Origin of the sequence: Actinomycetospora sp. CA-053990, from assembly GCF_050948445.1 — a bacterium.
GTDB lineage: Bacteria > Actinomycetota > Actinomycetes > Mycobacteriales > Pseudonocardiaceae > Actinomycetospora > Actinomycetospora callitridis.
This window is the reverse complement of the sequence record NZ_CP192043.1, coordinates 2767304-2792759: the sequence shown is the minus strand read 5'-3', so window position 1 is coordinate 2792759 and position 25456 is coordinate 2767304. Positions and strand designations below refer to the sequence as shown.

26 protein-coding genes and 1 pseudogene are annotated in these 25456 nt (G+C 74.2%); 12 read left to right on the top strand and 15 right to left on the bottom strand.

Annotation, left to right across the window (positions count from 1 at the left end; genetic code table 11):
* The first annotated feature begins 193 nt into the window (after positions 1-193).
* Positions 194-1084, top strand: coding sequence for a DUF2188 domain-containing protein (locus ACQPYN_RS14315; RefSeq protein WP_433037925.1), 891 nt, complete (start codon positions 194-196; stop codon positions 1082-1084).
* A 69-nt stretch (positions 1085-1153) separates the two neighbouring features.
* Here the strand turns inward: ACQPYN_RS14315 and ACQPYN_RS14310 are convergent, their stop codons facing one another.
* From ACQPYN_RS14310 to ACQPYN_RS14280, 7 genes and pseudogenes are all read right to left on the bottom strand, one after another.
* Positions 1154-1309, bottom strand: coding sequence for a DUF6131 family protein (locus ACQPYN_RS14310; protein ID WP_274187030.1), 156 nt, complete (start codon positions 1307-1309; stop codon positions 1154-1156).
* A 132-nt stretch (positions 1310-1441) separates the two neighbouring features.
* Positions 1442-1603, bottom strand: coding sequence for a hypothetical protein (locus tag ACQPYN_RS14305; RefSeq protein WP_433037923.1), 162 nt, complete (start codon positions 1601-1603; stop codon positions 1442-1444).
* Positions 1604-1749: 146 nt separating this feature from the next.
* Entirely contained in the window at positions 1750-2358 is a 609-nt protein-coding gene (locus tag ACQPYN_RS14300; protein WP_433037921.1) for a dihydrofolate reductase family protein, read from the bottom strand.
* Between the two features lie 10 nt (positions 2359-2368).
* Positions 2369-3319, bottom strand: coding sequence for an NAD-dependent epimerase/dehydratase family protein (locus ACQPYN_RS14295; RefSeq protein ID WP_433037919.1), 951 nt, complete (start codon positions 3317-3319; stop codon positions 2369-2371).
* Positions 3320-3329: 10 nt separating this feature from the next.
* Positions 3330-4175, bottom strand: coding sequence for a helix-turn-helix domain-containing protein (locus tag ACQPYN_RS14290; RefSeq protein WP_433037917.1), 846 nt, complete (start codon positions 4173-4175; stop codon positions 3330-3332).
* A gap of 43 nt (positions 4176-4218) precedes the next feature.
* Positions 4219-4866, bottom strand: coding sequence for a transcriptional regulator (locus ACQPYN_RS14285; RefSeq protein ID WP_433038885.1), 648 nt, complete (start codon positions 4864-4866; stop codon positions 4219-4221).
* A gap of 6 nt (positions 4867-4872) precedes the next feature.
* Positions 4873-5169: pseudogene (locus ACQPYN_RS14280) on the bottom strand (helix-turn-helix domain-containing protein); the annotation flags it as partial.
* Here ACQPYN_RS14280 and ACQPYN_RS14275 point away from each other — a divergent pair.
* The 4 genes from ACQPYN_RS14275 (at position 5168) to ACQPYN_RS14260 (ending at position 8646) form a co-directional block, all read left to right on the top strand.
* Positions 5168-6166, top strand: a complete 999-nt coding sequence (locus tag ACQPYN_RS14275) for an aldo/keto reductase (RefSeq protein ID WP_433037915.1) — start codon at positions 5168-5170, stop codon at positions 6164-6166. The pseudogene ACQPYN_RS14280 and the gene ACQPYN_RS14275 sit on opposite strands and share 2 nt — an antisense overlap.
* A gap of 92 nt (positions 6167-6258) precedes the next feature.
* Positions 6259-6939: a DUF3159 domain-containing protein gene (locus ACQPYN_RS14270; RefSeq protein WP_433037913.1), complete on the top strand. Its 681-nt coding sequence runs from the start codon at positions 6259-6261 to the stop codon at positions 6937-6939.
* Positions 6940-6992: 53 nt separating this feature from the next.
* Positions 6993-7526 (top strand): glutathione peroxidase, encoded by a 534-nt coding sequence (locus ACQPYN_RS14265; RefSeq protein ID WP_433037911.1) that lies wholly within the window; start codon positions 6993-6995, stop codon positions 7524-7526.
* Between the two features lie 115 nt (positions 7527-7641).
* On the top strand, positions 7642-8646 hold the full coding sequence (locus ACQPYN_RS14260; protein ID WP_433037909.1) for a DivIVA domain-containing protein: 1005 nt from the start codon (positions 7642-7644) through the stop codon (positions 8644-8646).
* Between the two features lie 3 nt (positions 8647-8649).
* Here the strand turns inward: ACQPYN_RS14260 and ACQPYN_RS14255 are convergent, their stop codons facing one another.
* Both ACQPYN_RS14255 and ACQPYN_RS14250 read right to left on the bottom strand, forming a co-directional pair.
* A complete protein-coding gene (locus ACQPYN_RS14255; RefSeq protein ID WP_433037907.1) occupies positions 8650-9333 on the bottom strand; it encodes a LysR substrate-binding domain-containing protein in 684 nt (227 codons plus the stop codon).
* Positions 9330-9881: an alpha/beta fold hydrolase gene (locus ACQPYN_RS14250; RefSeq protein ID WP_433037905.1), complete on the bottom strand. Its 552-nt coding sequence runs from the start codon at positions 9879-9881 to the stop codon at positions 9330-9332. The genes ACQPYN_RS14255 and ACQPYN_RS14250 overlap by 4 nt, the downstream gene beginning before the upstream one ends.
* 68 nt (positions 9882-9949) lie before the next feature.
* Between ACQPYN_RS14250 and ACQPYN_RS14245 the strand changes: the two genes are divergently transcribed.
* Together ACQPYN_RS14245 and ACQPYN_RS14240 are read left to right on the top strand one after the other, a co-directional pair.
* Positions 9950-10396, top strand: coding sequence for a hypothetical protein (locus ACQPYN_RS14245; RefSeq protein WP_433037903.1), 447 nt, complete (start codon positions 9950-9952; stop codon positions 10394-10396).
* Between the two features lie 76 nt (positions 10397-10472).
* Positions 10473-11039, top strand: coding sequence for an NUDIX hydrolase (locus tag ACQPYN_RS14240; RefSeq protein WP_433037902.1), 567 nt, complete (start codon positions 10473-10475; stop codon positions 11037-11039).
* On the opposite strand, the gene ACQPYN_RS14235 is transcribed toward ACQPYN_RS14240, so the two are convergent.
* Genes ACQPYN_RS14235 through ACQPYN_RS14210 form a run of 6 tightly spaced genes read right to left on the bottom strand, consistent with a single transcriptional unit; the run spans position 11027 to position 17284 of the window.
* Entirely contained in the window at positions 11027-12403 is a 1377-nt protein-coding gene (locus tag ACQPYN_RS14235) for an APC family permease (protein WP_433037901.1), read from the bottom strand. The genes ACQPYN_RS14240 and ACQPYN_RS14235 overlap by 13 nt on opposite strands.
* 45 nt (positions 12404-12448) lie before the next feature.
* Positions 12449-13648 carry a phosphoglycerate dehydrogenase gene (gene serA, locus ACQPYN_RS14230; RefSeq protein ID WP_433037899.1) on the bottom strand — a complete coding sequence of 400 codons (1200 nt, stop codon included), beginning with the start codon at positions 13646-13648 and terminating at the stop codon, positions 12449-12451.
* The gene (locus ACQPYN_RS14225; RefSeq protein ID WP_433037897.1) at positions 13645-14592 is read right to left on the bottom strand and encodes a formylglycine-generating enzyme family protein; all 948 of its coding nucleotides are present in this window, start codon (positions 14590-14592) and stop codon (positions 13645-13647) included. Before ACQPYN_RS14225 ends, serA begins: the two co-directional genes overlap by 4 nt.
* A complete protein-coding gene (locus ACQPYN_RS14220; protein WP_433037895.1) occupies positions 14589-15518 on the bottom strand; it encodes a haloacid dehalogenase-like hydrolase in 930 nt (309 codons plus the stop codon). The genes ACQPYN_RS14225 and ACQPYN_RS14220 overlap by 4 nt, the downstream gene beginning before the upstream one ends.
* Positions 15519-15520: 2 nt before the next feature.
* Positions 15521-17059, bottom strand: a complete 1539-nt coding sequence (locus ACQPYN_RS14215; RefSeq protein ID WP_433037893.1) for an arylsulfatase — start codon at positions 17057-17059, stop codon at positions 15521-15523.
* A gap of 18 nt (positions 17060-17077) precedes the next feature.
* Entirely contained in the window at positions 17078-17284 is a 207-nt protein-coding gene (locus ACQPYN_RS14210) for a hypothetical protein (protein ID WP_433037891.1), read from the bottom strand.
* A 279-nt stretch (positions 17285-17563) separates the two neighbouring features.
* Here ACQPYN_RS14210 and ACQPYN_RS14205 point away from each other — a divergent pair, with 279 nt between their 5' ends.
* The 5 genes from ACQPYN_RS14205 (at position 17564) to ACQPYN_RS14185 (ending at position 25455) form a co-directional block, all read left to right on the top strand.
* Positions 17564-18238 carry a GAP family protein gene (locus ACQPYN_RS14205; protein ID WP_433037889.1) on the top strand — a complete coding sequence of 225 codons (675 nt, stop codon included), beginning with the start codon at positions 17564-17566 and terminating at the stop codon, positions 18236-18238.
* A gap of 188 nt (positions 18239-18426) precedes the next feature.
* Positions 18427-21069: a LuxR C-terminal-related transcriptional regulator gene (locus ACQPYN_RS14200; protein ID WP_433037887.1), complete on the top strand. Its 2643-nt coding sequence runs from the start codon at positions 18427-18429 to the stop codon at positions 21067-21069.
* 191 nt (positions 21070-21260) lie between these two features.
* Positions 21261-22568, top strand: coding sequence for an MFS transporter (locus ACQPYN_RS14195; protein ID WP_433037883.1), 1308 nt, complete (start codon positions 21261-21263; stop codon positions 22566-22568).
* A 7-nt stretch (positions 22569-22575) separates the two neighbouring features.
* The gene (locus ACQPYN_RS14190; RefSeq protein WP_433037880.1) at positions 22576-23937 is read left to right on the top strand and encodes an LLM class flavin-dependent oxidoreductase; all 1362 of its coding nucleotides are present in this window, start codon (positions 22576-22578) and stop codon (positions 23935-23937) included.
* A 129-nt stretch (positions 23938-24066) separates the two neighbouring features.
* A complete protein-coding gene (locus ACQPYN_RS14185; RefSeq protein WP_433037878.1) occupies positions 24067-25455 on the top strand; it encodes a PP2C family protein-serine/threonine phosphatase in 1389 nt (462 codons plus the stop codon).
* Position 25456 lies beyond the last annotated feature (1 nt).

Below are 25456 nucleotides of genomic sequence, written 5' to 3'. Positions count from 1 at the left end.
GGGCGGTCCGTGCGGGGCGGGGGACGGTCGCCATCTCACCATCGATCGGCCGGAGAGCGACCCCAGAGCGACCGCAGAGCGACCGCGACGACGCACGGTGAGTCCAGGGTCACCAGGTGATCCGGTGACGAACAGGCCTACCCGTTCGTCCTCGGGGCAGTCCGATGTCGTACCCCTGCTTGAGGAGCCCGCTGTGTCCGATCGTCACGTCAAGCCCACCGACGACGGCTGGGCCGTCGAGAAGCCCGACGCCCAGCGTCCGAGCGCCAAGACCCCGACGCAGGCGGAGGCCGTGAAGCGGGCCGTGGAGATCGTCGCCAACGACGGCGGCGGCGAGGTCGTCGTGCACGGCACCGACGGGAAGGTCCGGGAGTCCCGCACCGTCGCGTCGGACGCCCAGGACACGGCTCGCACCGCGGCCGCCCTCGCCGCGAGCGCGGCGGGCGAAGGCGCGCGCACGACCGCTTCGGCCGCCGCGGCCGAGGTGTCCGACACCGCCGAGGACGTCGCCGACGACGCGTCGGTGACCGCGAAGAAGGTGGCCGGCCACACCCGTACCGGGGCCGAGCACGCCGGGGCCACCGCCGACGCCGCCGCCTCCGGGATCGGCGAGCAGGTCGACGCCGTGAGCCGTGGCGAGAAGAGCCTCGAGGCCGCCGCCGACGACGCCGCGACCATCGCGGAGACCGCCGGCGCGCAGATCACCGACCAGATCGACCGCACCGGTCGTGAGGTCGCCGGCGAGACCCGCGCCGCGGGCCGCCGTGCCGCCGCCCGCGTGGACGCCACCGCCCGCGAGGCCGGTGACCAGCTCGTGTCGGGCGCCGACCGCGCCGCCACCATCGGTGCGGGCGTGGGCGAGCAGGCCGAGACGGCCGCCGACCGCGTCGGCAAGCAGATCCACGCCGTCACGGAGTCGGCCGCCGCGCCGCTCGACCAGCTCGCGAAGGCGCTCAACCCGGTGCGCGTCGCCGGCCGCGTGGTCGGCGTGGTGGCTGCGGGCGGCCTGTCCCTCGTCGGGCGCGGCGCGTCCCGCGGCACTGCGGCCGCCCAGCGCGGCGCCCGCAAGGTCGCGCCGCGCTGACGGACCCCGCCGGGGAGCGTTCCGCGCCGGGCGCCGGCAGACCGTCGGCGCCCGGCGGGCGGACCGGGGTCAGAAGTACGTCTTGCGGCCTCCGACGCCGCGTCCCACCGCACCCAGGATCGTCAGGATCAGGCCGACGACGGCCAGGATGATGCCGATCGTGTAGAGGATCGGGATGCTGAGCACGTAGCCCAGGATGATCAGGATGACACCGAGGATGATCACGAGCGGTTGCTCCTCACTCGGGCAGCGGTGCCCGCAGTAGTCGATTCGTCACGCGCTGAGGCAGCCCGTGCGGCGGATGGGACCACAGCGAGGGCGCCGGGACGTCGAGGCGCACCGACGCCGTCCGGGTGTTCAGCCCGGCGTGTCGTCCTCGTCGGGTTCGTGCCACGACAGGGCGGTCGACTCCGGGAAGTCGACTCGTCGTGCGGCCAGGACGGCGGCCGCGACCACGACCTCGCTCGTCAGATCGAGCACGTCGGCGAGCACGTCCCGCAGGGAACCGCTGACGGTCACCCGGCGGCGCCGGGGGATTCGACGGCGTCGCGAGGAGGGTTCACGGTGGCTCCGGGGGTCGTCACCACAGCGCGGGCCGCCGAGGACGATCAAGAGTCGCAGGTGGCATCTGCGCGCGTGTCGTCGAGCGGGCACGTCGGAACGGCCTAGTGCCCGGGGCCTCTCGCGACGGTGTAGTGCAGGTGCAGGACACGGTCGCCCTGGACGATCCGGTCGGCGTCGTCCAGCAGCACGGTGCCGGTGTGGGAGCCGAAGAAGCGGACCCCCTCGCCGAGCACCACCGGGGCGACGTCCATGGCGACCTCGTCGACGACGCCCGCGGAGAACGCCTGGCCCCCGAGGTCGCCGGCGGTGACGGCGACGAGCCCGTCCCCCGCGAGCTCCTTCGCCAGCGCCAGGCCGGCCTCCACCGAGTCGGCGACGTGGAACGGGGCGCCCGGGTGGGCCGCCAGCCAGTCCTCGGGCAGGGGCCGGTGGGTGACGACCACCAGGTGGTCGCCGGCGGCGGGCTTGCCGTCCCACCCGTTCGTCGTGTCGAACAGGTGGCGGCCGATCACGGTGACGGCGATGGCGTCCCAGAACGGCTGGAGGTACTCGGAGGACGCTCGCGAGACCGGGAACGTCCAGCCGCTCGGCCGCGCGGTCACCGTGGTGTCGCCGTTGAAGTACCAGTCGAACAGGGGGCCGACGGTGTCGTCGGGGAGGGCGATGAACCCGTCCACCGACACCACGGCCTGGATCACGACTCGTGCCATCTCCCGCTCCTCACGCCTCGTGGTTCCGCAGCCAGGCGACGTAGTCCGGTACGGCGCGCTCCACGTCGTACTCGGGGACGAATCCGGTGTCGCGCTGCAGCCGGGTGATGTCCAGGTGGCCCTCGGGCGGACGCCCCGTGCTGTGGCCCGCCGGAAGGGCGAGGTCCGCGCCCGGGACGGCAGTGTTGATCGCGGCGACGACCTCGTCGTACCGCACGAGCCGTCCGCTCGAGACGTTGTAGACGCTGTGCTCCAGCCGATCGGCGAGCATCAGCAGCGCGACGGCCCGGCCGCAGTCCTTCACGTAGCAGAGGTCGGTGGCGTCGTCGGCGTGTGCGGGCGGGCGCGGTGGTGTCAGGTCCGGGTCCTCCCCGCGCACCGCGGCGCTCAGCAGCCGCGGGAGCGCGAAGAACGGCGAGTCGGGCAGCCCGAGAGGGCCCCAGATGGTGCCGATGCGCAGATTGACGACGTCGAACCCGGCGTGCGCGGCGGCGAGGCTGCTGAAGAGCTCGGCGGCCTTCTTGAACACCGGGATCTGGTGCGGAGCGATCACCGGGAGCGGCGTGTCCTCGCGCCACGGGGAGCCGTCCACCCCGAGGTACACCGCGATCGTGCTGGCCACCGCGAACCGCCGCACGCCCCAGGCCGTCGCGGCGGCCAGCGCGTTGAGCAGCGCGGTGCTCTCGGCGCGCAGGTAGGCGACGGGGTCGGGCGAGTCGTGTGGCGCAGCGGCGAGGTGCACGATCCCGGTGATCCGGTGCCGCGTCCCGAGGTCGAGGAAGGCCTCCCCGTTCGTGGTGTCCAGCGGTTCGACGATCACCCGGTCGTCCGGCTCGTCGGCGAGGAAGTCGGGCACCCGGGTGGAGCGGTGGGACGTGAGCACGACCGACTCCCCGAGGTCGAGCAGCGCCCGTGCGGTGTGCGACCCGATCGAACCCAGGCCGCCGGTCACGAGGATCATGGTCAGGACGCTAGGTCGGTGGCGCCGTCCGCTCTTGTACGGAACGGCCATCGCGCCCCAGCATCGGCCGGTAGGCGGCGGCGTGGTCGTGGTCGTCGGCGCCACCGCACGCCGCGCGGTACTGCGCGAGGAACTCCGCGGGCGTCACGCCCGCGAGCCTGCGGCACTCCCGCGTGAGGTGCGCCTGGTCGTGGTAGCCCGCCTCGACCGCCCAGAGCGCGAGGTCCCCCGGTGCGCCCGCGTCGACCGCTGCCTGCACGCGGGCGGTGAAACCGTGGAAGCGCAAGGTGCGCTGGAGCTCCTTCGGCCCCATCCCGATCGCGGCACGGCAGCGACGCCGCAGCTGGCGTTCCGAGACCGGCAGCAGGTCCGGGAGCACCGCGGTTCCGCCACGCCACGGCATCAGGTGCCGCACGGCCTCGCCCACCACCGGGTCCGGCTCACCGATCGAGCGGGCGAGGAGGGCCTGCAGCCGGTCGAGCGCGGCGTGCGGTGAGGGGGCGTCCCCGAGCACGTCCGTCAGGCGGGCGAGGTCCCGCCACACCTCTGCGCCCGACACGTCCTCGTCGGCCAGTTCGTCGGCCGGCATCCCGGGGAGCAGCCCTCCGAGCACGCCCGGACGCAGCCGGACCCCGACCACGGTGCCACCGGCCGGGAGCTGCCGGTACCTCGCCGCCGTCAGGGGTCCGAGCAGCCGCGGCTCGTCGCCGAGGACGCAGAGCACCTCGGCCCCGCCGTGGGGCACGGACCGCTGCGCGATCGGCTCCGCACCGACCCGCTGGATCCACACCGACGACGCGAGGCCCGCGAGAGCCGGCGCCGGCGTGCGATCCAGGTACGACGATCCCGGGGCCACGCCGACATCCTCTCGCGGTCGCGTCCGCGACGGAGGACGCGGATCAGGGCCGGGTCGGGTGCAGCTCCTGGGTGCCGATGACGCGCAGCAGGTCGAACTTCTCCCGCGCGTCGGTGCCCTCGGTGGGGAAGAGCACGAGCAGCGCGAGGTCGGACTCCGGGGTGAGCAGGACCTCGCAGGTCACCGCGACGAGGCCGACCTCGGGGTGGTGGAACCGCTTGCGGTCGGCCCGGCGCTCGGCGACCTCGTGGCGCTCCCACAGTGTCGCGAACTCGGCGCTCGCCGCGCGGAGGTCGGTCACCAGCGAGGTCACGTCCGCGTCCCCGCCCCGTCGCGACCACACCGCTCGCAGGTCGCGCACGTGCGACGCGGACAGGCCCGCCCGGTCCTCCGGCGGGCACATCTCGCGCAGGACCGGGTCGGTGAACCAGCGCCACGCCCCGTTGTTGGCGCGCCCCGGTTCCGGCGCGAGCGGGCCGGTCAGGGCGTCGGCGAGCCGGTTCTGCCAGAGGACCTCGGTGAGGTCGCTGAGCACCAGCACGGGCACCTCGGTGAGGTGGTCGACGAGGCGCATCAGGCCCGGGGGGATGTGCCGGCCGGCCCGGCGTGGCGGCGGGGTGAGGCCCGCGAGGTGGAACAGGTGGTCGCGCTCGTCGACCTCGCAGCGCAGCGCCCGGGCGACCGCTGCCACGACGGACGCGGACGGGTGCGGCCCGCGGGCCTGCTCGAGGCGCGTGTAGTAGTCCGCCGAGACCCCGGCGAGCGCCGCGACCTCCTCCCGGCGCAGGCCCGGCGTGCGGCGCCGCGCCCCGGCGGCAGCCCCACGTCGGCCGGGCGGAGGAGCTCGCGGCGGCGACGCAGGAAGTCGGCGAGCCCGGCGCGGTCGATCACGTCCCCCAGCATCGGCGCCCGGGGCGTCCCCAGCCAGGGTCGACCGCTCCCTGGATGGGTCGACCCTGCCCGTCCGGTATTCTGCGACGCACGGTGGAGCCATGACGACGCCCTCCCCTGGTCTCCGCCGCCTCGGCCGCACCGGCCCGCAGGTCACCTCGCCCGGCCTCGGCGCCATGGGCCTCTCCGGCGCGTACGGCGCCGTCGACGACGACGAGGGCGTCCGCGTGATCCACGCCTACCTCGACGCCGGCGGCACCCTGATCGACACCGCCGACTTCTACGGCAGCGGCCACAACGAGGCGCTGATCGGCCGCGCGCTGCGGGACCGAGACCGCGACGACGTCGTGCTCTCGGTGAAGTTCGGCGCCCGGCGCGGGCCCGACGGCACGCTGCAGGGCGTCGACGCCCACCCCGCATCGCTGCGCAACTTCCTCACCTACTCGCTGCAGCGCCTCGGCGTCGACCACGTCGACGTCTACCGGCCCGCCCGTCTCGATCCGGCCGTGCCCATCGAGGACACCGTCGGCGCGATCGCCGAGCTCGTCGAGCAGGGCTGGGTGCGCCACGTCGGGCTCTCCGAGGTCGGGGCGGCGACGATCCGGCGGGCGGCCGCGGTGACCCCGGTCAGCGACCTGCAGATCGAGTACTCCCTGCTCCAGCGCGACCTCGAGGACGAGATCCTGCCGACCTGTCGCGAGCTCGGCGTGGGGATCACCGCCTACGGGGTCCTCTCGCGCGGCCTCATCGGCGGCAGCGGCACGCTCGAGGGCGGCCGTCGCATCACGCCCCGCTTCGCCGACGGCAACCGCCAGCACAACGAGGCCCTGGTGGCGCGGCTGGCGGAGTCGGCCGAGCGCCGGGGTGTCACGGTCGCGCAGCTGGCCCTCGCGTGGGTGGCGGCGCGCGGCGACGACATCGTGCCGGTGGTCGGCGCACGGCGGGTCGCGCAGGTGACGACGATGCTCGAGCCCGTCGCCCTGTCCGCCGCGGAGGCCGAAGAGCTCGCCGCGCTGATCCCGCGCGGCGCCGTCGCCGGCGAGCGGTACCCGGCGTCCGCGATGGCCGACCTGGACAGCGAGCGCCGGACGACCGTCTGATCGCCTGCGCTCGTGCTGCCGGTCACAGCGCCTTGAGTGTGCCGTGACGGCACGGCGTGTCCTGGATCGGCACACGCCACCGGGAGGACCAGATGACCGTGACACCGCAGCACCGCGACCACGAGATCCCGACCGACCCACTGCCGGCCGCCGCGCCGGCGTCCTCGACGACGCCCACCGTCCTCGACCAGATGGGCGGCCCGAGGGGGTTCGTCTACTCCTCGGTGCCCGTCGTCGTGTTCGTCGCCGCGAACACGTTCCTGCCGCTGCCGGTGACGATCGGGGTCTCGGTCGCCGTCGGACTGGCCCTGACCGCGCTGCGTCTGGTGCGCGGGGAGCGCGTGACCAGCGCGGTCGGGGGCCTCGCCGGCCTCGCCGCCGCCGTGGGCGTCGTCGCCTGGACCGGGTCGGCGAAGGACTTCTTCGTGATCGGCATCTGGGCCGCCCTCGCCGGCTTCGTCGTCGCCGTCGGCTCGGTGCTCGCCCGCCGCCCGCTGACCGGGGTCGTCTGGAACCTCGTGCACGGCGGCACCCACGACTGGCGCGCCGACCGCACCGTGCGGCGCGGGCACGACATCGCGACCCTGTGCGCCGCGGCCGTGTTCGGGGCGCGGTTCGTGGTGACGGAGTGGCTCTACCTCGCCGACTCCACCACCTGGCTCGCCGTCGCCAAGCTCGCCCTGGGCACCCCGCTGACGATCCTGGCCGGTCTGGTCGTCGTCTGGGCGTTCCGCCGGACGAGCGCGCGCCTGCTCGGCGAGGATGCGGCGTGAGCACCGTGGCACCGAGTCCACCCCGTCCCTGATCCGACGAGCCCGGGAGAACGATGAGCACCGTCCACGACTTCACCGTCTCGGACACCCACGGCGCGGCGACCCCGCTCGCGGCCTACGCCGGCCGGGTGCTGCTGATCGTCAACGTCGCGAGCAGGTGCGGGCTCACCCCCCAGTACGAGGGCCTCGAGGCCCTCCACCGCCGCTTCCACGAGCGCGGGCTCACGATCCTCGGCTTCCCCTGCAACCAGTTCATGGACCAGGAGCCCGGCACCGACGCCGGGATCCAGGAGTTCTGCCGGACGACCTACGACGTCACGTTCCCCGTGCTCGCCAAGGTCGACGTCAACGGTCCCGAGGCCTCGCCGCTGTTCGGGTTCCTGCGCGCCGAGGCGCCCGGTGACTTCGGCCCCGGCTACGGCGGTTTCTACGACGCCATCAGCCGCCTGCGGCCCGACGCCGCCCCCGGCGAGGTGGCGTGGAACTTCACCAAGTTCCTCGTCGGCCGCGACGGCCGGGTCCTGCGTCGCTACGAGCCCCCGGTGCTGCCCGACCAGATCGCCGCCGACCTCGAGGAGCTGCTCTAGCCGGCGTCGTTCCCGGACCGTGACCGGCGGTTGCACCCATCGGCTCTACCCCGCCTCCGGCCCCCGGACGAGGCTCGTCACCACATCCGTGTCGGGGGCGAACAGGGAGGACGCGATGGTGGACGACGGCGCGACCGGGAACGGGGTGGAGGCCCCGGGGAAGGACCGGCGGATCCCGTGGTGGGGCGTCGGCTTCGACGTGGTGCGCCGGGGGTACGACCGCGACCAGGTCGAGGCGGCCCTCGACCGCGCCCAGGCCGACCTGCGGGTGATGACCGCCGACCGCGACGCGATGGTGCGTGCCGAGGAGCAGGTCCGCGCGGAGCTCCGGGAGGCCCGGAGCGACGTCGACCGGATGGTGTGCGCGCCCCTCTCCCTCGACGGGGTGTCGACCCGACTGCAGCACCTGCTGCGGCTCGCGCAGGAGGAGGCGGACGAGGTCCGCGAGCAGGCCGCCGCCGACGCCGGGGCGGTCGCCGAGCGGGTCCGCGACCGTGCCCGGGCCACCGAGGCGGACGCCCTCGCGCGCGCCGATCGCATCGTCTCGGACGCCGACGGCCGGAGCCGCGCCCGCCTGACCCACGCCACCGAGCAGGCCGCGTTGATCGTCGCCGAGGCCGAGAAGCAGGCCCGGGCGCTGCGCCGGGAGGCCGAGCGCGCCCGCGACGACCTCGAGCGCCGGCACGACGAGCTCGTCGCGGAGCAGAAGGAGCTGCTCGAGCGGACCCGCGCCGAGGTCGCACGGCTGGAGGACGAGGCGGCGGCCGACCGGCGGCGACGGGACGAGGACGCCCAGACCCGCCGGCACCGCGTCGAGGAGGACGTCGAGGCCGCCCTGACCGCGCGACGGGCGGAGGCGGCCGCGGCGCTGGCCGACGCCGAGGAGCGGCGCCGTCGGGCGGAGGAGCGCGCCCGTGCGACCGAGCAGGAGGCGGCCACCCGGGTCGACGCCGCCGCCACGGCGGTGGGCGCCCTCGAGGAACGCCGCCGCCGGGCCGCCACCCAGCTCGCCGAGCTCAAGCGGGCGCTCGACCGGCAGGCCCTCGACGAGCCCGCCGACGACGACCCGGCGAGCCCCCCGGTGCTCGTGGCCGCCGGTGGCGACCAGGGCGTGGCCTGACCGTCAGACCTGGGCCTGCTCGCGGGCGTGGGCGACGAACGTCGTCGCCGCCGGGCCGAGGGTGTCGTCGCGCCGGAGCACGAGGTAGAGGCATCGTTCGATCGGGTCGCCTTCGAGCCGGGCGAGGTGGACGTCGCTGCGGGTGTGACGCTCCAGCGCCCACGAGCTGACGACGCCGACGCCCTCGCCGGCGGCCACGGCCTCGATCACGCCCTCGTTCGTGTCCCGGATGACCCACTCCTGGTCGGAGATCAGCGGGGTGCCCCGGGTGGCGAGGGCATCGGTGAACGAGCGCCGCGTGCCGGACCCCTCCTCGCGCTCCACCAGCGGCGTCGCGGCGAGCTGCGCCACGCTCACCGGCGCCGAGGAGTCCAGCGCGTGCCCGCGCGGCACCGCCAGCACGATCTCGTCGGCCGCGATGACCTCGGCGTCCAGGTCGTCGCCGTCGGGCTCGGCGCCCGCGAACCCCACCTCCGCGCTCCCGTCGCGCAGGGCCGCGAACACCCCGGCCGAGTCCGTGACCACGGCGTCGACCACCACCTCGGGGTGATCGGTGGTGAACGTCTCGACGAGGTCGGGCACGAGGAACTCGCCCGGGATGCTGCTCGCGGACACGGCCACGGCGGTGGCCGAGGCGTACGGGTCGTCGACGTCGACGGGCTCGGCGATGTCGTCGGGGGCGGTCATGCGGTCCTCCTGGGGGTCGTGCGGCACGTCGTCGCACCGCGGCACGGGTGACGGCGTACCCACGATGGCCGCCCGGATCGCACCGATCGCACCCCGGTCGTCACCTCAGGCGACGGCGGTCCCCTCGAGCTCGACCACCTGACCGGGGACCGGGCGACGTCGATGATGTCGTAGCTCGCCAGCGACACCAGTCCGGTCACCCGGTGCGGCCAGAGCGCGGCGACGACGCACAACGAGAGCCCACCCCAGTCGTAGCCGGCGAGGATCGCGGTATCGAGACCCAGGGCGTCGAGCAGTGCCAGGAGGTCGGACCCCAGCGCGGCCTGCTGCCCGCTGCGCGGCGTGCTCGCGGCCAGGAAGCGCGTCGGCCCGTGCCCCCGCAGGTACGGACGCACGACCCGCGCGCCGCGCGCCGTCAACAGCGGCACGACCTCGTCGTAGGCGTGCACGTCGTAGGGGAAGCGGTGGGAGAGCACGACCGGCCACCCGTCGGCGGGCCCGTCCTCGACGTAGGCCGTCGCGAGGACCCCGGCGGTGACGATCTCCACGGCGCGCCTGCCTTCACGGTCGGGGTCGAGGACGTCGCGAGGGTAGGACCGCGTGTCACCCTGCGCCCGTGACCCCGACCGTCGCCGACGTCGCCGTCGCACTGCGCCGGCTGGCCGGTGAGTGCGGCGAGGACGTTCTGCCCGGCGCGTCGGACGAGGAGATCGCAGCCCTCGTCCGCCGCGTCGCCGCCCTCGGGGCCACCGTCCCGGCCGACCACCTCACCCTCCTGCGCGACCAGGACGGCTTCGAGGCCGACGGGCTCCGGGTGTTCGGCACCACCGCGCGGCGCCTCACACACGGCGCGGTGCTCCCTGCTCTGGACGACGTCGCCCGCGACGTCGAGGGCGGCGAGCTCGACGAGCACCTCGTCCTCGCCCAGGGCAGCAGCGCCCTCTACGCCGTCCACCGGCGCACCGGCGCGTTCCACGAGCTGGACGTGGTGCCCGGCCAGGTGCTCGCCGTGCACGCCGACCTCGCCACCCTGCTGATGACGGCCGTCGATACCCGGGCCTGACCCCGACCCGATCCGGCGCGACGGTGTTCGCCCTGACGACGCCCGCCGTACACCCGGGGCGGCGACGCTGACGGGCGTGGACGACGACGCCGCCCCCGAGGAGGCCGTCGGCGGGTCGTCCCCGCCGCCCGCTCCGCCGCGCGGCCTGCCGCTGCCGCGCCGGGTGGAGTTCTGGGGCGACCCGCCGCCGGCGACCGTGGTGGTGGCGCTGGCCTTCGCGGTGGTCCGCGATCCCGGCGGGCGGATCCTGCTGGCCCGCCGGATCGACACCGGCAACTGGGAGCTGCCCGGCGGCGCGATCGAGCCCGGCGAGACGGCCACCGGCGCCGCCGCGCGCGAGGTGCTCGAGGAGACGGGCGTGGCGATCGCCGTGAGCGGGCTCGCCGGGGTGTTCTGCGACCCCGCCCACGTCATCGTCTACCCCGGGTCCGGCCAGGCGCGCCAGCAGCACGTGACGCTCCTGCACGCCGTCCCCGCACCCGGCGAGGTCCCCGGACCGCGCCCCGACCACCGCGAGACCGACGACGCCCGGTGGGTGGAGCTCGACGACCTCGCCACCCTGCCCGTCCACCCCTCGGTGCACCGGCGCCTCGACCACGCCCTGCGCCACCTGCGCGGGCAGACGCCGACCTACGTGGAGTGACGCTGGGAACCTGACATCGTGTCCTGGGCTCCCTGCTGCTCCACGCGGCGCCTGCCGACGAGAGCGAGCAGGAACAGCACCGTGCCCACCACGACGAAGGCGCCACCGAGCAGCCAGATCTCGAGCGACTGCTGGGTGAGGAGCACGACGCTGGCGATGATCGCGAGGACCGGGACGACGACGGGCACCCGGAAGTGCTCGTGCGCCACCTCGTCCCGCTTGAGCACGAGGCACGAGACGTTCGTCGAGATGAACACGAACAGCAGGAGCAGCACGGTGGTGTCGGCGAGCGTGCTGATGGTGCCGACGAAGCTCATGCCGATCGTGGCCGCGCCGACGACGACGATCGCCACCCAGGGCGTGCGGCGGGTCGAGGCGACGCGGCCGAACACCGACGGCAGCAGGCCGGCCTCGGCGAGCCCGTAGGTCGCGCGGCTGGCCATGACCATGAAGAGCAGCGCCCCGTTGGCGATCGCGACCAGCGCGACCAGCGAGAACAGCCACCCGGGGATCGGCAGCCCGGACGCGGTGATCACCTCGAGCAGCGGGCCGGTGGACGTCGCCAGGACGTTCGGTTCCACCACGATCGCGGCCCCGAGCGCGATGAGGAGGTAGACGAGGCCGGCCGTGGCGACCGCCCCGAACAGCGCACGGGGGTAGGCCCGGCTCGGCCGCTTGACCTCCTCGGCCATGTTCGCCGCCGCCTCGAAGCCGAGGAAGGAGAAGAACGCGACCACCGAGGCGGCGAACGCACCGACGAGGAGCGGCTGGTCCGGCGAGGGAGTGAGGACGCGCGTCGGGTCGCCGCCGCCGCTGCCGAACACGATCGCCGCGACGACGATCACCAGCACGAGCCCGCTGGTCTCGATGATCGTCGCGACCGCGTTGGCGGCCAGGGACTCCCGGACGCCGCGGAGGTTGATGGCGGTCAGGAGCAGCAGGAACACGATCGTCACCGGGACGACCGGCAGGTCGACCAGCGCCGCGAGGTAGTCACCCGAGAACGCGTTCGCCAGCAGGGCAGCGGTGACGATCCCGGAGGAGAGCATGAAGAAGCCGACGAGGAAGGTGAGGAACGGCGTCCTGTACGCCCGCTCCGCGTACCGCGCAGCGCCCCCGGCGTGCGGGTACTTGCTGATCATCTCGGCGTAGGTCCCGGCCGTCAGGAGCGCCACGGCCAGGGCGATCACCAGTGGCAGCCACAGCACGCCGCCGACGTCCTCGGCCATCGTCCCGACGAGCGTGTAGATGCCCGCGCCCAGCGTGTCCCCGACGATGAAGAAGAAGAGCAGCACCGTGCCGACGGTGCGTGCGAGCTTCGTGTCCTCATCCGTCGATCCGGTCGTCGCTCCCCCGTCGCTCATGGGGAAGCATCGTCGCCCACACGCGGCCGATCCGCGGGTCGGGCGTCAGGACGTCCAGGTGCGCAGCCACACGGTGTGCGGGGAGCGGCGCAACTCGGCGAGCGCGTCCTCGGGGATCGCCGACTCCGTGTCGGTGAGCACGTAGCCGCGTTCACCGCGGGTCGAGAGCGCCTGGCTGACGACGTTCACCCCGGCGTCGAGCAGCAGCTGGTTGATGCCGGCCAGCACGCCGGGGGTGTTGGTGTGCAGGTAGCCCAGCCGGGAGCTGCCCGGCGCCGCCGGCAGCGCCACCTCGGGGAGGTTCACCGACAGGGCGGTGACGCCCGTGCCGACGAACTGCAGCAGCTTGGTGGAGACGAACCCACCGATCTCCTCCTGCGCCTCCTGGGTGGAGCCACCGACGTGCGGGGTCAGGATCACATTGTCGAGGCCCCGCAGGGGCGACTCGAAGACGTCGCCCTGGGCCTTGGGCTCGACGGGGAACACGTCGAGGGCCGCGCCGGCGATGTGACCGGAGAGCAGGTGCTCCCGCAACGACTCGTCGTCGATCACCATGCCGCGCGAGGCGTTGATGAAGATCGAGCGCGGCTTCATCAGCGCGAACTGCTCCGCGCCGAACAGCCCGGCGTTCCCCGGCCGCCCGTCCACGTGCAGGCTCACGATGTCGGCCTCGGCCAGCAGCGCCTCCAGCGACTCGACCTTGCGGGCGTTGCCGTGCGCGAGCCGGTCGGCGGTGTCGAAGAAGATCACCCGCAGGCCCACCGCCTCGGCGATGTTCGACAGCTGGGTCCCGATGTTGCCGTACCCCACGATGCCCAGGGTGCGACCGCGGAACTCGTGGCTGCCGCGCGCGGACTTGTCCCAGATGCCCTCGTGCATCCGTTGGGTCTTCTCCGGCAGGCGCCGGACCAGCGCGATGATCTCCCCGAGCACCAGCTCCACCACGCTGCGGGTGTTGGAGAACGGGGCGTTGAACACCGCCACCCCGCGCTCGGCCGCCGCACCCAGGTCGACCTGGTTGGTGCCGATACAGAAACAGCCGACGGCCAGCAGGTCCTTGCCCGCCTCGAGCACGTCGGGGGTGATCGTGGTGTTCGACCGGATCCCGAGCACCGACACCCCGGACAGGGCATCGGCCAGCTCGGGTCCGCTCATCGCGCCCGAACGCGCGTCGACCTCGACACCCTGGGCACGGAAGGCCTCGGCGGCGACAGGATGGATGTTCTCCAGGAGCAGGGCTTTCACGCCGCGAGCGTAGGCCCGGCGCGCACGACGCACCGGAACCCGATGTGGCTCATGCCGGTGTCGACCATCTGCGGGCGCCGGGCGGCGGGCCGGTAGCGGCGGCAGTAGCTGTCGGCGCACAGGAACGATCCGCCCTTGACCACCTTGCGCGGCACGGCGAACTGCGGCTGGTGCGGGTCGTAGCTCGTGTCGACGGCGGGGCCGCGGGGATCGCTCGGCACGCAGCACGGGGCGCCGGCCGCGGCCCGCTCGGCGTACCAGTCCGCCGTCCACTCCCAGACGTTGCCGGCCATGTCGAGCAGGCCGTAGGGGTTGGCGGGGAACGACCCGACCGCCGACGTCCGCCCGTAGCCGGGGTCGGCGCGCCAGGGGAACGCGCCGTGCCAGAAGTTCGCCCGCCGCTCGCCGGGCCCCTCCGGGTCGTCGCCCCAGGTGTAGGCGGCGCCGTCGAGCCCGCCGCGGGCGGCGGCCTCCCACTCGGCCTCGGTCGGCAGCGCCCGGCCGGCCCAGGCGGCGTAGGCCTCGGCGTCCTCGTGGGCCACGTGGACGACGGGGTGGTCGGCCCGCTGCGCCAGCGACGAGCCGCGACCCTCGGGGCGGCGCCAGTGCGCGCCCGGCGTCCAGGTCCACCACTGGTCGAGGTGCCGCAGGTCGACGGGGCCGGCGGTCGGGGTGAAGACCATCGAGCCCGGCAGCAGGTTCTCCGGCGGCGCCCCGGGGAAGTCGGCCGGGTCGAGGGGGCGCTCGGCCACCGTGACGTAGCGCGTCTCGCGCACGAACGCGGCGAACTGGGCGTTGGTCACGGGGTGGCGCTCGATCGCGAAGGCGCCGACGGCGACGCGCCGCGCGGGCGCCTCCTCGGGGTAGAAGTCGTCCGAGCCGAGGGTGGAGGTCTGCGCCCCGACGCGGACGAGGTCGCCGGTGATGGTCGTCGGCACGCTCACGCGAAGACCGTGGTCCAGTCGTCCTTCACGCTCACCACCGTCCACCCCTGGTCCCGGGCGCGCGCGAGGACGTCCTCGGCGCCCGCGGTGTAGTCGAACTCCCGCTCGGCGTCGTCGTGCAGGACGAGCAGGCGTAGCGCCGGACCGTCCGGTGCGCCGGAGAACTCCATCATCGACAGGTCCCCGTTGGAGTTCCCGATGGACAGGATCGGCCGCCGCCCGATCCGGCTCCAGATCCGGATCGGCTTCTCGTCGCCGTCGTCGAAGAAGTCCATCTCGGCCTTGTAGAGCAGGTCGGCGCGGCCGTCCCCAGCACGGTAGGTGAGGCCCAGCGCGCTCCCGATGACCCGCTCCGGCGGGACCCCGTAGAGCTCGCCGGCGATCGGGCGCATGAAGTCGCGGTCGCCACCCGAGGCGATGTAGACGGTGAACCGGTGCGCCTCGAGGAACCGGAGGAGCTCGACCATCGGGGCGAACGCGCACCGGCGGTACGGGATGTCCAGGGTCGGGTGCTCCGCGTCGGCGAAGAACGCCGAGACGGTCCGGTCGTACTCCTCGATCGTGACCGTGTCGAAGGCGCGCGGGATGGCCGCCATGAGCAGCAACATGTCGCCGTCGTCGCCCTGGTAGTGCTTGACCATCGCCGCGCCGAACCAGTGCAGGTCCTGGTCACGGGCGGCCTTGTAGGGCTGCTGCTCCCCCAGCGACGGGTCGTCGGCCGCCAGCTCGCCGAGCCGGCGGATGGTGAAGTCGAGCTGGATGGGCATGGGCTTCTCGCACCAGAGCGTGCCGTCGTTGTCGGCGACGACGACGCGTCCCTCGGGCGGGACGTAGTCGGGCCCGGACTCGTCGCAGACCCGCGCGACGAAGTCCTCGACGGCCACCCGGGTCGCCGTGTCGTTCCAGGAATCGAGTCCGACGACCACGGTCAGTCCCGGGCGAGGAAGGCGTGGAGCTTCGCGACCGCGTGGTCGATCGTGAAGCTCGCGGGCTCCTGGCGCGGCGGGTACTCCCGGAACGTCTCGAGGAACGCCGTCGCGATCGCCGTGCCGTACATCGCGATGTAGTCGTGGTCGAGGAACCAGTCCCAGTAGGTGTTCGACGTGATGTCGGCGCGTTCGAAGGGGTCGGTGCGCAGGTTGAAGAGCTTCGGCACGCGCAGCACGGTGAAGGGCTCGGCCCAGATGCCCAGCGTGCCCTCCTTGCGCTGCTCCATGAACACGATCTTCCAGTTCTCGAAGCGGATACCGAGCACGTCGGCGTCGTCGGAGAAGTACATGAACCCACGGCGGGGCGAGTGCTCGACCTCGCCGGTCAGGTACGGCAGCAGGTTCCAGCCGTCGATGTGCACGCGGAACTGCTTTACGCCCACCTGGTGCCCCGTCTTGAGCTCCTCGACGATGTCGGGGTCGCCCGCGGCCGCGAGGAAGGTCGGCAGCCAGTCGTGGTGCTGGACGATGTCGTTCGAGATGGAGCCCGCCGCGATGTGGCCCGGCCACCGGATGACCTCGGGCACGCGGAACGCGCCTTCCCAGTTCGTGTCCTTCTCGCTGCGGAACGGTGTCGTCGCGCCGTCGGGCCAGGTGTTGGCGTGCGGCCCGTTGTCGGTGGAGTAGATGACGATGGTGTCCTCGGCGAGACCGAGCTCGTCGAGCAGGTCGAGCAGCTGCCCGACGTTGCGGTCGTGGTCGATCATCGTGTCGTGGTACGGCGACTGCCAGAAGCCGGCCTGGCCCAGGCTCTCCGGCTTGGTGTGCGTCCGGAGGTGCATGTGGGTCATGTTCATCCAGCAGAAGAACGGGGTCCCGGCCTCGTGCTGCTTGCGGATCCACCCCGCGCACGCCGCGGTGGTCTCGTCGTCGATCGTCTCCATGCGCTTCTTCGACAGCGGGCCCGTGTCCTCGATGCGCTGCTTGCCGACCCGGCCGTACTTCGGGTCGATCGTGTCGTCGTCCTCGTCGGTCGCCCAGCAGTGCAGGACCCCGCGCGGGAGCTGGATGTCGTGCAGGCGGGGGTACTGCTCCTTGCCGGGGAAGTCCGGCAGCTCGGGCTCCTCCTCGGCGTTGAGGTGGTAGAGGTTCCCGAAGAACTCGTCGAACCCGTGCACGGTCGGCAGGAACTTGTTGAGGTCGCCCAGGTGGTTCTTGCCGAACTGCCCGGTCGCGTAGCCCATCGGCTTCAGCAGTTCGGCGATCGTCGGGTCGGCCGGGTCGAGCCCGACGTCGGCGCCGGGGAACCCGACCTTGCTCATCCCGGTGCGGTACACACTCTGCCCGGTGATGAACGCGGCCCGCCCGGCGGTGCAGCTCTGCTCGCCGTAGGAGTCGGTGAACCGCATCCCCTCGGCCGCGATCCGGTCGATGTTCGGCGTGCGGTACCCCATCAGCCCGTCGCTGTAGCAGGACAGGTTGGTGATCCCGATGTCGTCGCCCCAGATGACGAGGATGTTCGGCTTCGAGTCAGGCACGGAGGAGCTCCTTCGGGGTCATCGGGGGACCTCGCGCATCGAGACCACGCGCAGGCCGAGCGACTGGAAGCGGGCGAGGATGCCGTGGAGGTGGGCCTCGTCGAGGACCTCGCCGTGCATGACGGTCTCGGGCACGGCCTCGGCCACCTCGAGCTCGTCGAACTCGCCCGCGACGTCGTCGGAGAGCCGACCCTGGACGCGGAACTCGTAGCGGCCGCTGGACATGTCCGGCCTCCCCGGGCTCCGTGTCATCGAGGGAGACGATGGCCGTCCCGGGTGCGGGTGCGCCTCCTCCGCCGGGGATGAGCCGGGACGACGGGGCGGTGCCGGGACGTCGCGACGTGGTGGGCGGAGGAAGGCCGACGACGTCGCCCGGCCCGGGCGCGTCACGGGAGGTCACCCGCAGGGGGTGAGGCGCCCCCACCGTCGGCACCCGAGGCTCTGGCGTGCCACGACCCGGCCGATCGCGCCGTCCCCCAGGGGTGCTCGAGAAGGGAACCGACCATGGGTAGCGCGATCGGCGCGGTCCTCCCGCTCGCCCTCGGGGTGGCCCTGAGCCCGATCCCGATCATCGCGGTCGTCCTGATGCTGGCGACCCCGCGCGGCGGGGTGAACGGCTCGTCGTTCCTGCTCGGCTGGCTGGTCGGCCTCTCCGCGGTCGGCACGATCGTCCTGCTCCTCTCCGGAGGATCCGGCGGGAGCGACGGGAGCGGGCCGGCGACGTGGGTCGGCGTCGTGAGCGTCCTGCTCGGGGTCGCGCTGATCGTGCTCGCGGGGCTGCAGTGGCGCCGCCGTCCCCGCGGCGGGACCGCCGCGCTCCCCGGCTGGATGGCGAGCATCGACCGTTTCAGCCCCGTGAAGTCGGCGGGCCTGGGCCTCGCCCTCTCGGCGGCGAACCCGAAGAACCTGCTCATCACCGTGGGTGCCGCGGCAGCCATCGCCCAGGCCGGCGTCTCCCCGGGCGGGCAGGCCGTCGCCCTCGGGCTGTTCGTGCTGCTCGGCACCCTCGGGCCGGGCGTGCCGCTGGCGATCTACGTCGGCCTCGGTGCGCGGTCGCAGCGGATCCTGGAACGCCTGCGTGGCTGGATGGCCGTGCACAACACCGCGATCATGTGCGTGCTGCTGGTGGTCATCGGGCTGAAGCTCGTCGGCGACGGCATCTCGGCCCTCGTCGGCTGAGCGACCGCCGGGCTCGCAGACGGACGACTGGCCACCGTTCGGGTGTCGCCATGTCGGGTGAACCAGGTGCGACACACGTGGCAATCCGGCGAATCCGACCTGATCAGTCGGCAGGCGGGGATCCACTCCCCGCTCCGGCGCGCTAGAACGGCTCGGACGGCTGCAGCAGATCGGTCGCGGGGGGTGGCATGCGGCGAGCGAAGATCACCGTGCCGCTCCGGCCGCCCGGCTTCGTGGAACGCCCGTCCGTGCGGGCGGCCCTGGACGCCCAGAGCGGGCCCCCCGAGCGCGGCCGCGTCGTCCTGGTCAGCGCGCCGGCCGGGTACGGCAAGACGGCTGCGGTCACCGACTGGGTCCGGGCCGACCCGGACGTCGCCGTCGCGTGGGTGGGGCTCGACGCCGGCGACCGCGACGAGCACCGCTGGTGGGCCTCCGTGCTCGCCGCGCTCACGGCCTGCCCGGCCGTCGCCGAGGACAGCCCGCTGCACCGGATCGCGCCCTCGTGGAGCGACGACGCCGCGCGCGACGAAATCGTCTCCGACGTCCTGGAGGCCCTCGACGGCCTCACCACCCCGGTCCGGCTGGTGCTCGACGACCTCCAGACGATCGTCGACCACAGCGCCCTGATCGGCCTGCAGGAGCTCCTGCGCCATCCCCTCCCGATGCTCACCATCGTGCTGTCCAGCCGGTACGACCCGCCCGTGGGGATCGACCGGCTGCGGCTCGACGACCGTCTCGGGCAGGTCCGGGTCGACCAGCTCGCGTTCACCGAGCCGCAGGCGGCGGAGCTGTTCCGTCGGGAGGGGCTCGAGCTCGACGACGACCAGACCGCGACGCTCGTCGCGCGCACCGAGGGCTGGGTCGCCGCGCTGCGGCTGGCGAGCCTGTCCCTGCACCGCCGCGACGACCCGGCCGCCTTCGTCCGCGAGTTCGCCGGCGACGACCGGTCCGTGGCCGACTACCTCGTCGGCGAGGTCCTGGCCCACCTCGGCGAGCGCGAGCACGCGGTGCTGGCCGCCGCGACGGTCACCTCGCCGCTGCACCTCGACCTCGCCGTCGCCCTCACCGGTCACGACGACGCCGGCGACGTCCTGGACGGGCTCGCGACGAGCACGGCGATGGTGACCGCGACCGACCGGCGTCGCGAGTACTACCGCGTGCACGAGCTGCTGAGGTCCCACACGCTCGCCCGGCTGCGGCGAGGCCGGCCCGACCACCTCCGCGGCCTCTACCGGCGGGCGGCCGCATGGCACGACGCCCGGGGCGACCACCTCGAGGCCCTCCGGTGCGCGCGCCTCGCGGGCGACGTCGACACCACCGAGGTCCTGCTCCGTGCCCGCGCCGTCGAGCTCCTGGGGCGCGGAGAGTTCGACGCCCTCGCGCAGTCGGAACAGATGATCGCGGGGTCCGGAGCGGACCCACGGGTCCGACTCGTCCTGGGGCTGGCGGCCCTGGAGAACGGCGACCTCGGTCGCGCGGACGAGCTCGTCTCCGCCGCCGATGCCGAGCTGACCGACCGCGAGAGCGACGACGTCACCGTCTTCCGGCGCATCGTCGCCGTGCGGGCGTCGCTCGCGCGCGGACGAATCGAGGACGTCGCGGCCGCCGCCCACGCGATCCGGACGGAGTCCGTGACGGGCATCCCGCTGCGGGCCCTCGCGCTCGCGGCCCGGGCCAGCGGGCTCGTGTACGCCGCGCCCGAGCAGGCACACCGCGACGCGACCGAGGCCCTCGCCCTCGCGGAGCGGTACGGGTGGCCGTACCTCGCCGTCCAGGCCCGGAGCTCGCTGGGGGTCGCCCGACTCCTCGGCAGCGACAAGGCCGGGTCACTCGAGCACGCGCGCGCCGTGGTCTCGCGCGCGACGAGCCAGGAGTGGCCCCGCAGCCCCGGGCACCAGCGCGCCCGCGTGGTGGTGGCCTCGGCCGAGCTCCTCGGCGGGCGCCCGGACGCCGCCCTGCGCCATCTGTCGTCCGGGGAGGTCGCCGCGGACCACACCCACCCCCAGGTGACGACGGCGATCGAGGTCCTGCGCGCGGCGGTGGACCACGACACGGGCCGGCCCCTGGCCGGCTGGCAGCGCCTCCGCAGCATCCGGCGGGCGGCCTCCGACCTCACCCTGACCGACCCGCAGGTCGCGCTCGCCGCCAACCTCGAGCAGCACGCGGCCCTCGGGCTGGGCCGGGCCCGGGAGGCGGCCGAGGTGACGCGCGCCGCCGCGTCGCAGCTGGCGGGCTCGGTGGAAGGGGCACTCCTGCACGCGCGCCTCCAGTGGAGCACCGCCGGCGACGCCGGGGCCCGCACGCTGCTCGCCCCGGTCTTCGCCCGGCGGCTGCGCCTCCTGACCGGGCTCGGCATCGTCGACGCCCTCCTGCTCGACGCCGAGATCGCCGCCACGCTCGACGAGCACGCCTACGTCCACGAGCAGCTCTGCCGCGCCCTGCGTCTCGCCGCCCGGTTCGACCTCCGGCGCCCCTTCACTACGCTCCCCGAGCCGCTCCGAGCGCACCTCGCCGGCCACCACGGCGCGTTCGGCGCCCTGGACGCCCTCGTCGACGAGATCCTCGCCCGCGGCCCGTCCGACGTCGAGGCGGTCCGGGACCCCCTCACCGACCGCGAGCGCACCGTGCTGGCCTTCCTCCCGAGCCAGCGCTCGTCGGTCGAGATCGCCCAGGACCTCGCCGTCTCGCTGAACACGATCAAGACCCACCAGCGCGCGATCTACCACAAGCTCGGCGTCGGGAGCCGCCGCGAGGCCGTGGCCCGCGCCCGCCACGTCGGGCTCATCGACGCCCCGCAGGGACCCGGCGCTCCGGAACACCGGACGACGTGACGCTGCTCCCCGGCGGTTGACTCCCGCGGTGGGGGTCGCGAACATCCCCCGCCATGGGTGAGCGCAGGGTGCTGACGTGGCGACTCCACGTCGACCTCATGCGCGTCGCCAGTTCCGGCTGTCGCTGACACACCGAGCCCGGCCCCGGGCTCACGACGCCTCCCCGTCCCTCCCCCGTCCCGGGAGCCCGTGTGTCCACGACCGCCAGCCCGCTGTCGACCGAGTCCACCCACACCCCGCGCCGCGTCGCCCTCGCGAGCGCCATCGGCACCACGATCGAGTGGTACGACTTCTACCTCTACGCCACGGCCACCGCCCTGGTGTTCAACCAGCTCTTCTTCCCGTCGATCAGCCCGACGGCCGGCACGCTGGCGGCGTTCGCGACCTACGCGGCGGGCTTCGGCGCCCGCCCGATCGGCGCGGTGATCTCGGGTCACCTCGGCGACCGGCTCGGACGCAAGGCCGTGCTCATCGCCGCGCTGGTGACGATGGGCGTCGCCACCACGGCGATCGGGCTGCTGCCCACCTACGCCACGATCGGCGTCTGGGCCCCGGCGCTGCTGGTGGTCCTGCGGATCGTCCAGGGCCTCGCCGTGGGCGGCGAGTGGGCGGGCGCGGCGATCCTCGCCGTCGAGCACGCCCCGGAGCGGCGCCGCGGGTTCTTCGGCAGCTTCACCCAGCTCGGGTCGCCGGCCGGGATGCTGCTCGCCACCGGCTCGCTGTTCCTGGTCCGCGTGATCGCCGGCGACGAGGCGTTCCTGGCCTGGGCGTGGCGCCTGCCCTTCGTCGCGAGCATCGTGCTCGTCGGCGTCGGGCTGTTCATCCGCCTGCGCATCCAGGACGCCCCGGAGTTCCGGGCCCTGCGCGAACGCGGTGACGTCGCCCGCCTGCCGGTCGTCGAGGTGCTGCGCGCCGCCCCGCGCAACGTCGTCCTCACCACGGGGCTGCGGCTCTCGCAGATCGCCCTGTTCGTCCTGCTCACGACCTACGGCCTGACCTACATCGCCGGCGAGCTGGGCAAGGCCAGCAGCGCGGGCCTGCTCGCGGTGGTCGTCACGTCCGCGCTGGGGCTCGCCACGACGCCGCTGTGGGCGATCCTCTCCGACCGGATCGGGCGCCGGACGCCCTACCTCGTCGGCTCGATCGGCGGCACGATCACGCTGGCCCTGTTCTTCCTCGCGGTCGGTACGGGCTCGACGACGTTGATCGTCCTGGCCATGGTGCTCGGCATCAACGTCACCCACGACGCGATGTACGGGCCGCAGGCGGCGTGGTTCGCCGAGCTGTTCTCGACGCGGTTGCGCTACAGCGGTGCCTCGCTCGGCTACGGCATCGGGTCCGTGGTCGCGGGCGGGTTCGCGCCGCTCGTGGCCGCCGCCCTCGTCGGCGCGACGGGCTCGTTCTGGCTGGTCGTGGCGTTCCTCGCCGTGCTGTCGGTGCTCACCACGGGCGCCGCCCTGCTGGCGCGGGAGACTGCGCTCGAGCCGCTCGCACCCTAGGAGGCACGTGTCCCGCCGCATCCACCTCAACGCGTTCGCCATGAACTGCGCCGGCCACCAGTCGGCGGGGCTGTGGCGCCACCCGCGCGACGAGGGGTTCCGCTACACCGACGTCGAGCACTGGGTGGATCTGGCCCGGGTGCTCGAGGACGCCGGGTTCGACGCGCTGTTCCTGGCCGACGTGCTGGGGATCTACGACGTCTACGGCGGCTCGCGGGACGGCGCGCTGCGCGCCGGCACCCAGGTCCCGCTCGGCGACCCGATGCTGCCCGTGCCGGCGATGGCCGCGGCGACGTCGCGGCTGGGGTTCGGCATCACGGTCTCGGTGAGCTACGAGCACCCCTACGCCCTGGCCCGCCGCTTCACGACGCTCGACCACCTGACGAAGGGGCGGGTGGCCTGGAACGTCGTCACCGGCTACCTGGCGAGCGCGGCGGCGAACCTCGGCCTGGGCGAGCAGCTCGCCCACGACCAGCGCTACGAGATGGCCGAGGAGTACCTCGAGGTCTGCTACAAGCTGTGGGAGGGCTCCTGGGAGGACGACGCCGTCGTGCGCGACGCCGAGCGCGGCGTCTACACCGACCCGGCGAAGGTCCACGACATCGGCCACCACGGCACCTGGTTCGACGTGCCGGGCCCCTTCCTCTGCGAGCCCTCGGCCCAGCGCACCCCGGCGATCTTCCAGGCCGGGGCGTCCCCGCGAGGCCTGGCGTTCGCCGGGCGGCACGCCGAGGCGGTGTTCGTCTCGGGGCCGTCGACGACGGTGGTCGCGAAGTCGGTGGCCGGCATCCGCGCGGCGGCGGCGGAGGCCGGGCGCGACCCGGAGTCGGTGACGGTGTTCGTGCAGCTCGCGCCGGTGGTGGCCGAGACCTCGGAGGCGGCGCGGGCGCAGTACGAGGAGTACCTCGCGGTGGCCTCGACCGAGGGCGCGCTCGCGCTCTTCGGCGGCTGGACGGGCCTCGACCTCTCGGGCGTCGATCCGCACGAGCCCCTGCGCCACGTCGAGACCGACGCGGGCCGCTCGGCGCTCGCGTCGTTCACCACCGACGACCCGGATCGGGAGTGGACCCTGGCCGAGGTCACCGCGCACCTCGCCGTCGGGGGCCGTGGTCCGGTGGCGGTGGGGTCGCCGGGCGAGGTCGCCGACGAGATGGAGCGCTGGGTCGACGAGACCGGCGCCGACGGCTTCAACCTCGCCTACGCGGTCACGCCAGGCACGTTCGTCGACGTCGCGGAGCTGGTCGTGCCCGAGCTGCGGCGCCGCGGGCGGATGCCCGCCACCCCGGCGGCCGGGACGCTGCGCGAGGTCCTCGGCGGGGCGGGCCCTCGGGTCGCCGCGTCCCATCCGGCGGCTGCGTACCGGCGCTGATCCACAGGGAGCAACGCCGCGCCGAGCGCCCGTACGGGTCGGCAGACGCGGCGGAGGCCTGGAATGATTGTGCGCGACCGTCGTCGGGTGGGTACCGCGCAGGTGTCGTCGTGAGGGAGGTGGAGCCGGGTGAGTGGTGACGTCGAGGAGCACCGGTCCCCCGTCCCGACCCCGCCGCCCGGCCCCGCGGAGCCGTTCGACCGCCTGACCGAGCTGGCCTGCGACGTCGCGTCCGCCCCGATCGCCCTGGTGAGCCGGCTCGGCGACGACGGCGTCCGGGTGTGGCACGCGGCCCCCGGCGCGGACCCCATCGACCGGGAGGTGCCGGTCGCCGAGACCCTCTGCCGTCTCGTCGCCGACGCGCAACATCCCGTCGTCGTCCCCGACGCCGACGGGATCTCCCGCGACGGGGAGTCCGCGGCCGTGCTCGCCGTCGGCATCCGCGCGTGGGCGGGGTTCCCGATCCGGGACACCGACGGCGCTGTCCTGGGCTCGCTCACGGTCGTCGACACCCGGTCGCGGCCCTGGACCGACGAGCAGGTCCGCCGGCTCGCGGGGATCGCCCGGGCGGCCGGGGACGAGATGGCCCTGCGTGCCGACCTCGACATCTCGCAGCGCTCGGCCGACGAGCTCGCGCACCGGCTGCAGGCCTCCGACCGCGCCGCCCGCGCCTCCGACCGGGACGCCCGCCGTGCCTACGACCGCGCCGAGCGCGCGGACGCCCTCGCCACCGCCGCGCGCCGGCAGGCGGGTGCCGCGGTCGAGCTCGCCGAGACGCTGCAGCAGTCCCTGACCCCCCAGCACCCCCCGCGCGTCCCCGGCATGGAGATCGCCGCGCGGCACCGCGGCCCCACCGACGGCCACTCGTACAGCGGGGAGGTCCTCGGCGACTTCTACGACGTGTTCGCCACGCCCACGGGCTGGGGCGTCGTCGTCGGCGACGTCTGCGGGCACGGCGCCGACGCCGCCCGCACCACGGCGCTCGCCCGCTCCACCGCCCGCGCCCTCGGGCACAGCGAGCCCGACCCGGCCCTCGTGCTCACCGCCGTCAACGGCGTCCTGCACGACTGGTTCGACACCGCGCGGAGCTTCGTCACCGCCGTCTACGCCCAGATCACCGACCACGACGCCCCCGAGCCCGCCGGCCTGACCGTCCAGATCGCCGCCGCCGGGCACCCCCCGGGCGTCGTCTGGCATCCCGGGGGTGCGGTCACCGAGCTCGACGGCGGCGGTCGCGTGCTCGGTATCCGCGCCGAGGCCGACGTCGCCGCCCAGACGATCACGCTGCCGCCGGGCGCGGCGCTCGTGCTCCACACCGACGGGGTCACCGAGGCCCGTGCGGCGGGCAGCCGGGAGCAGTTCGGGGAGGACCGGCTGCGTCGGGCCCTCGAGGCGCTGCCGGCCGGGGCCCACGCGGACGCCGTCGCCGACGCCGTCCTCGCGGCCGTCGACGTGCACACCGACGGGCACCGCGACGACGACACGCTCCTGCTCGTGGTCCGCTCCCCCGGCGCCTGAG

Excerpts from the sequence above, each read along its gene's own strand:
- ACQPYN_RS14300 (WP_433037921.1), bottom strand. The coding sequence starts at position 2,358 with ATGGCACGAGTCGTGATCCAGGCCGTGGTGTCGGTGGACGGGTTCATC.
- ACQPYN_RS14295 (WP_433037919.1), bottom strand. The coding sequence starts at position 3,319 with ATGATCCTCGTGACCGGCGGCCTGGGTTCGATCGGGTCGCACACCGCA.
- ACQPYN_RS14275 (WP_433037915.1), top strand. The coding sequence starts at position 5,168 with ATGACGACGCCCTCCCCTGGTCTCCGCCGCCTCGGCCGCACCGGCCCG.
- ACQPYN_RS14270 (WP_433037913.1), top strand. The coding sequence starts at position 6,259 with ATGACCGTGACACCGCAGCACCGCGACCACGAGATCCCGACCGACCCA.
- ACQPYN_RS14265 (WP_433037911.1), top strand. The coding sequence starts at position 6,993 with ATGAGCACCGTCCACGACTTCACCGTCTCGGACACCCACGGCGCGGCG.
- ACQPYN_RS14260 (WP_433037909.1), top strand. The coding sequence starts at position 7,642 with ATGGTGGACGACGGCGCGACCGGGAACGGGGTGGAGGCCCCGGGGAAG.
- ACQPYN_RS14255 (WP_433037907.1), bottom strand. The coding sequence starts at position 9,333 with ATGACCGCCCCCGACGACATCGCCGAGCCCGTCGACGTCGACGACCCG.
- ACQPYN_RS14235 (WP_433037901.1), bottom strand. The coding sequence starts at position 12,403 with ATGAGCGACGGGGGAGCGACGACCGGATCGACGGATGAGGACACGAAG.
- ACQPYN_RS14210 (WP_433037891.1), bottom strand. The coding sequence starts at position 17,284 with ATGTCCAGCGGCCGCTACGAGTTCCGCGTCCAGGGTCGGCTCTCCGAC.
- ACQPYN_RS14205 (WP_433037889.1), top strand. The coding sequence starts at position 17,564 with ATGGGTAGCGCGATCGGCGCGGTCCTCCCGCTCGCCCTCGGGGTGGCC.
- ACQPYN_RS14200 (WP_433037887.1), top strand. The coding sequence starts at position 18,427 with ATGCGGCGAGCGAAGATCACCGTGCCGCTCCGGCCGCCCGGCTTCGTG.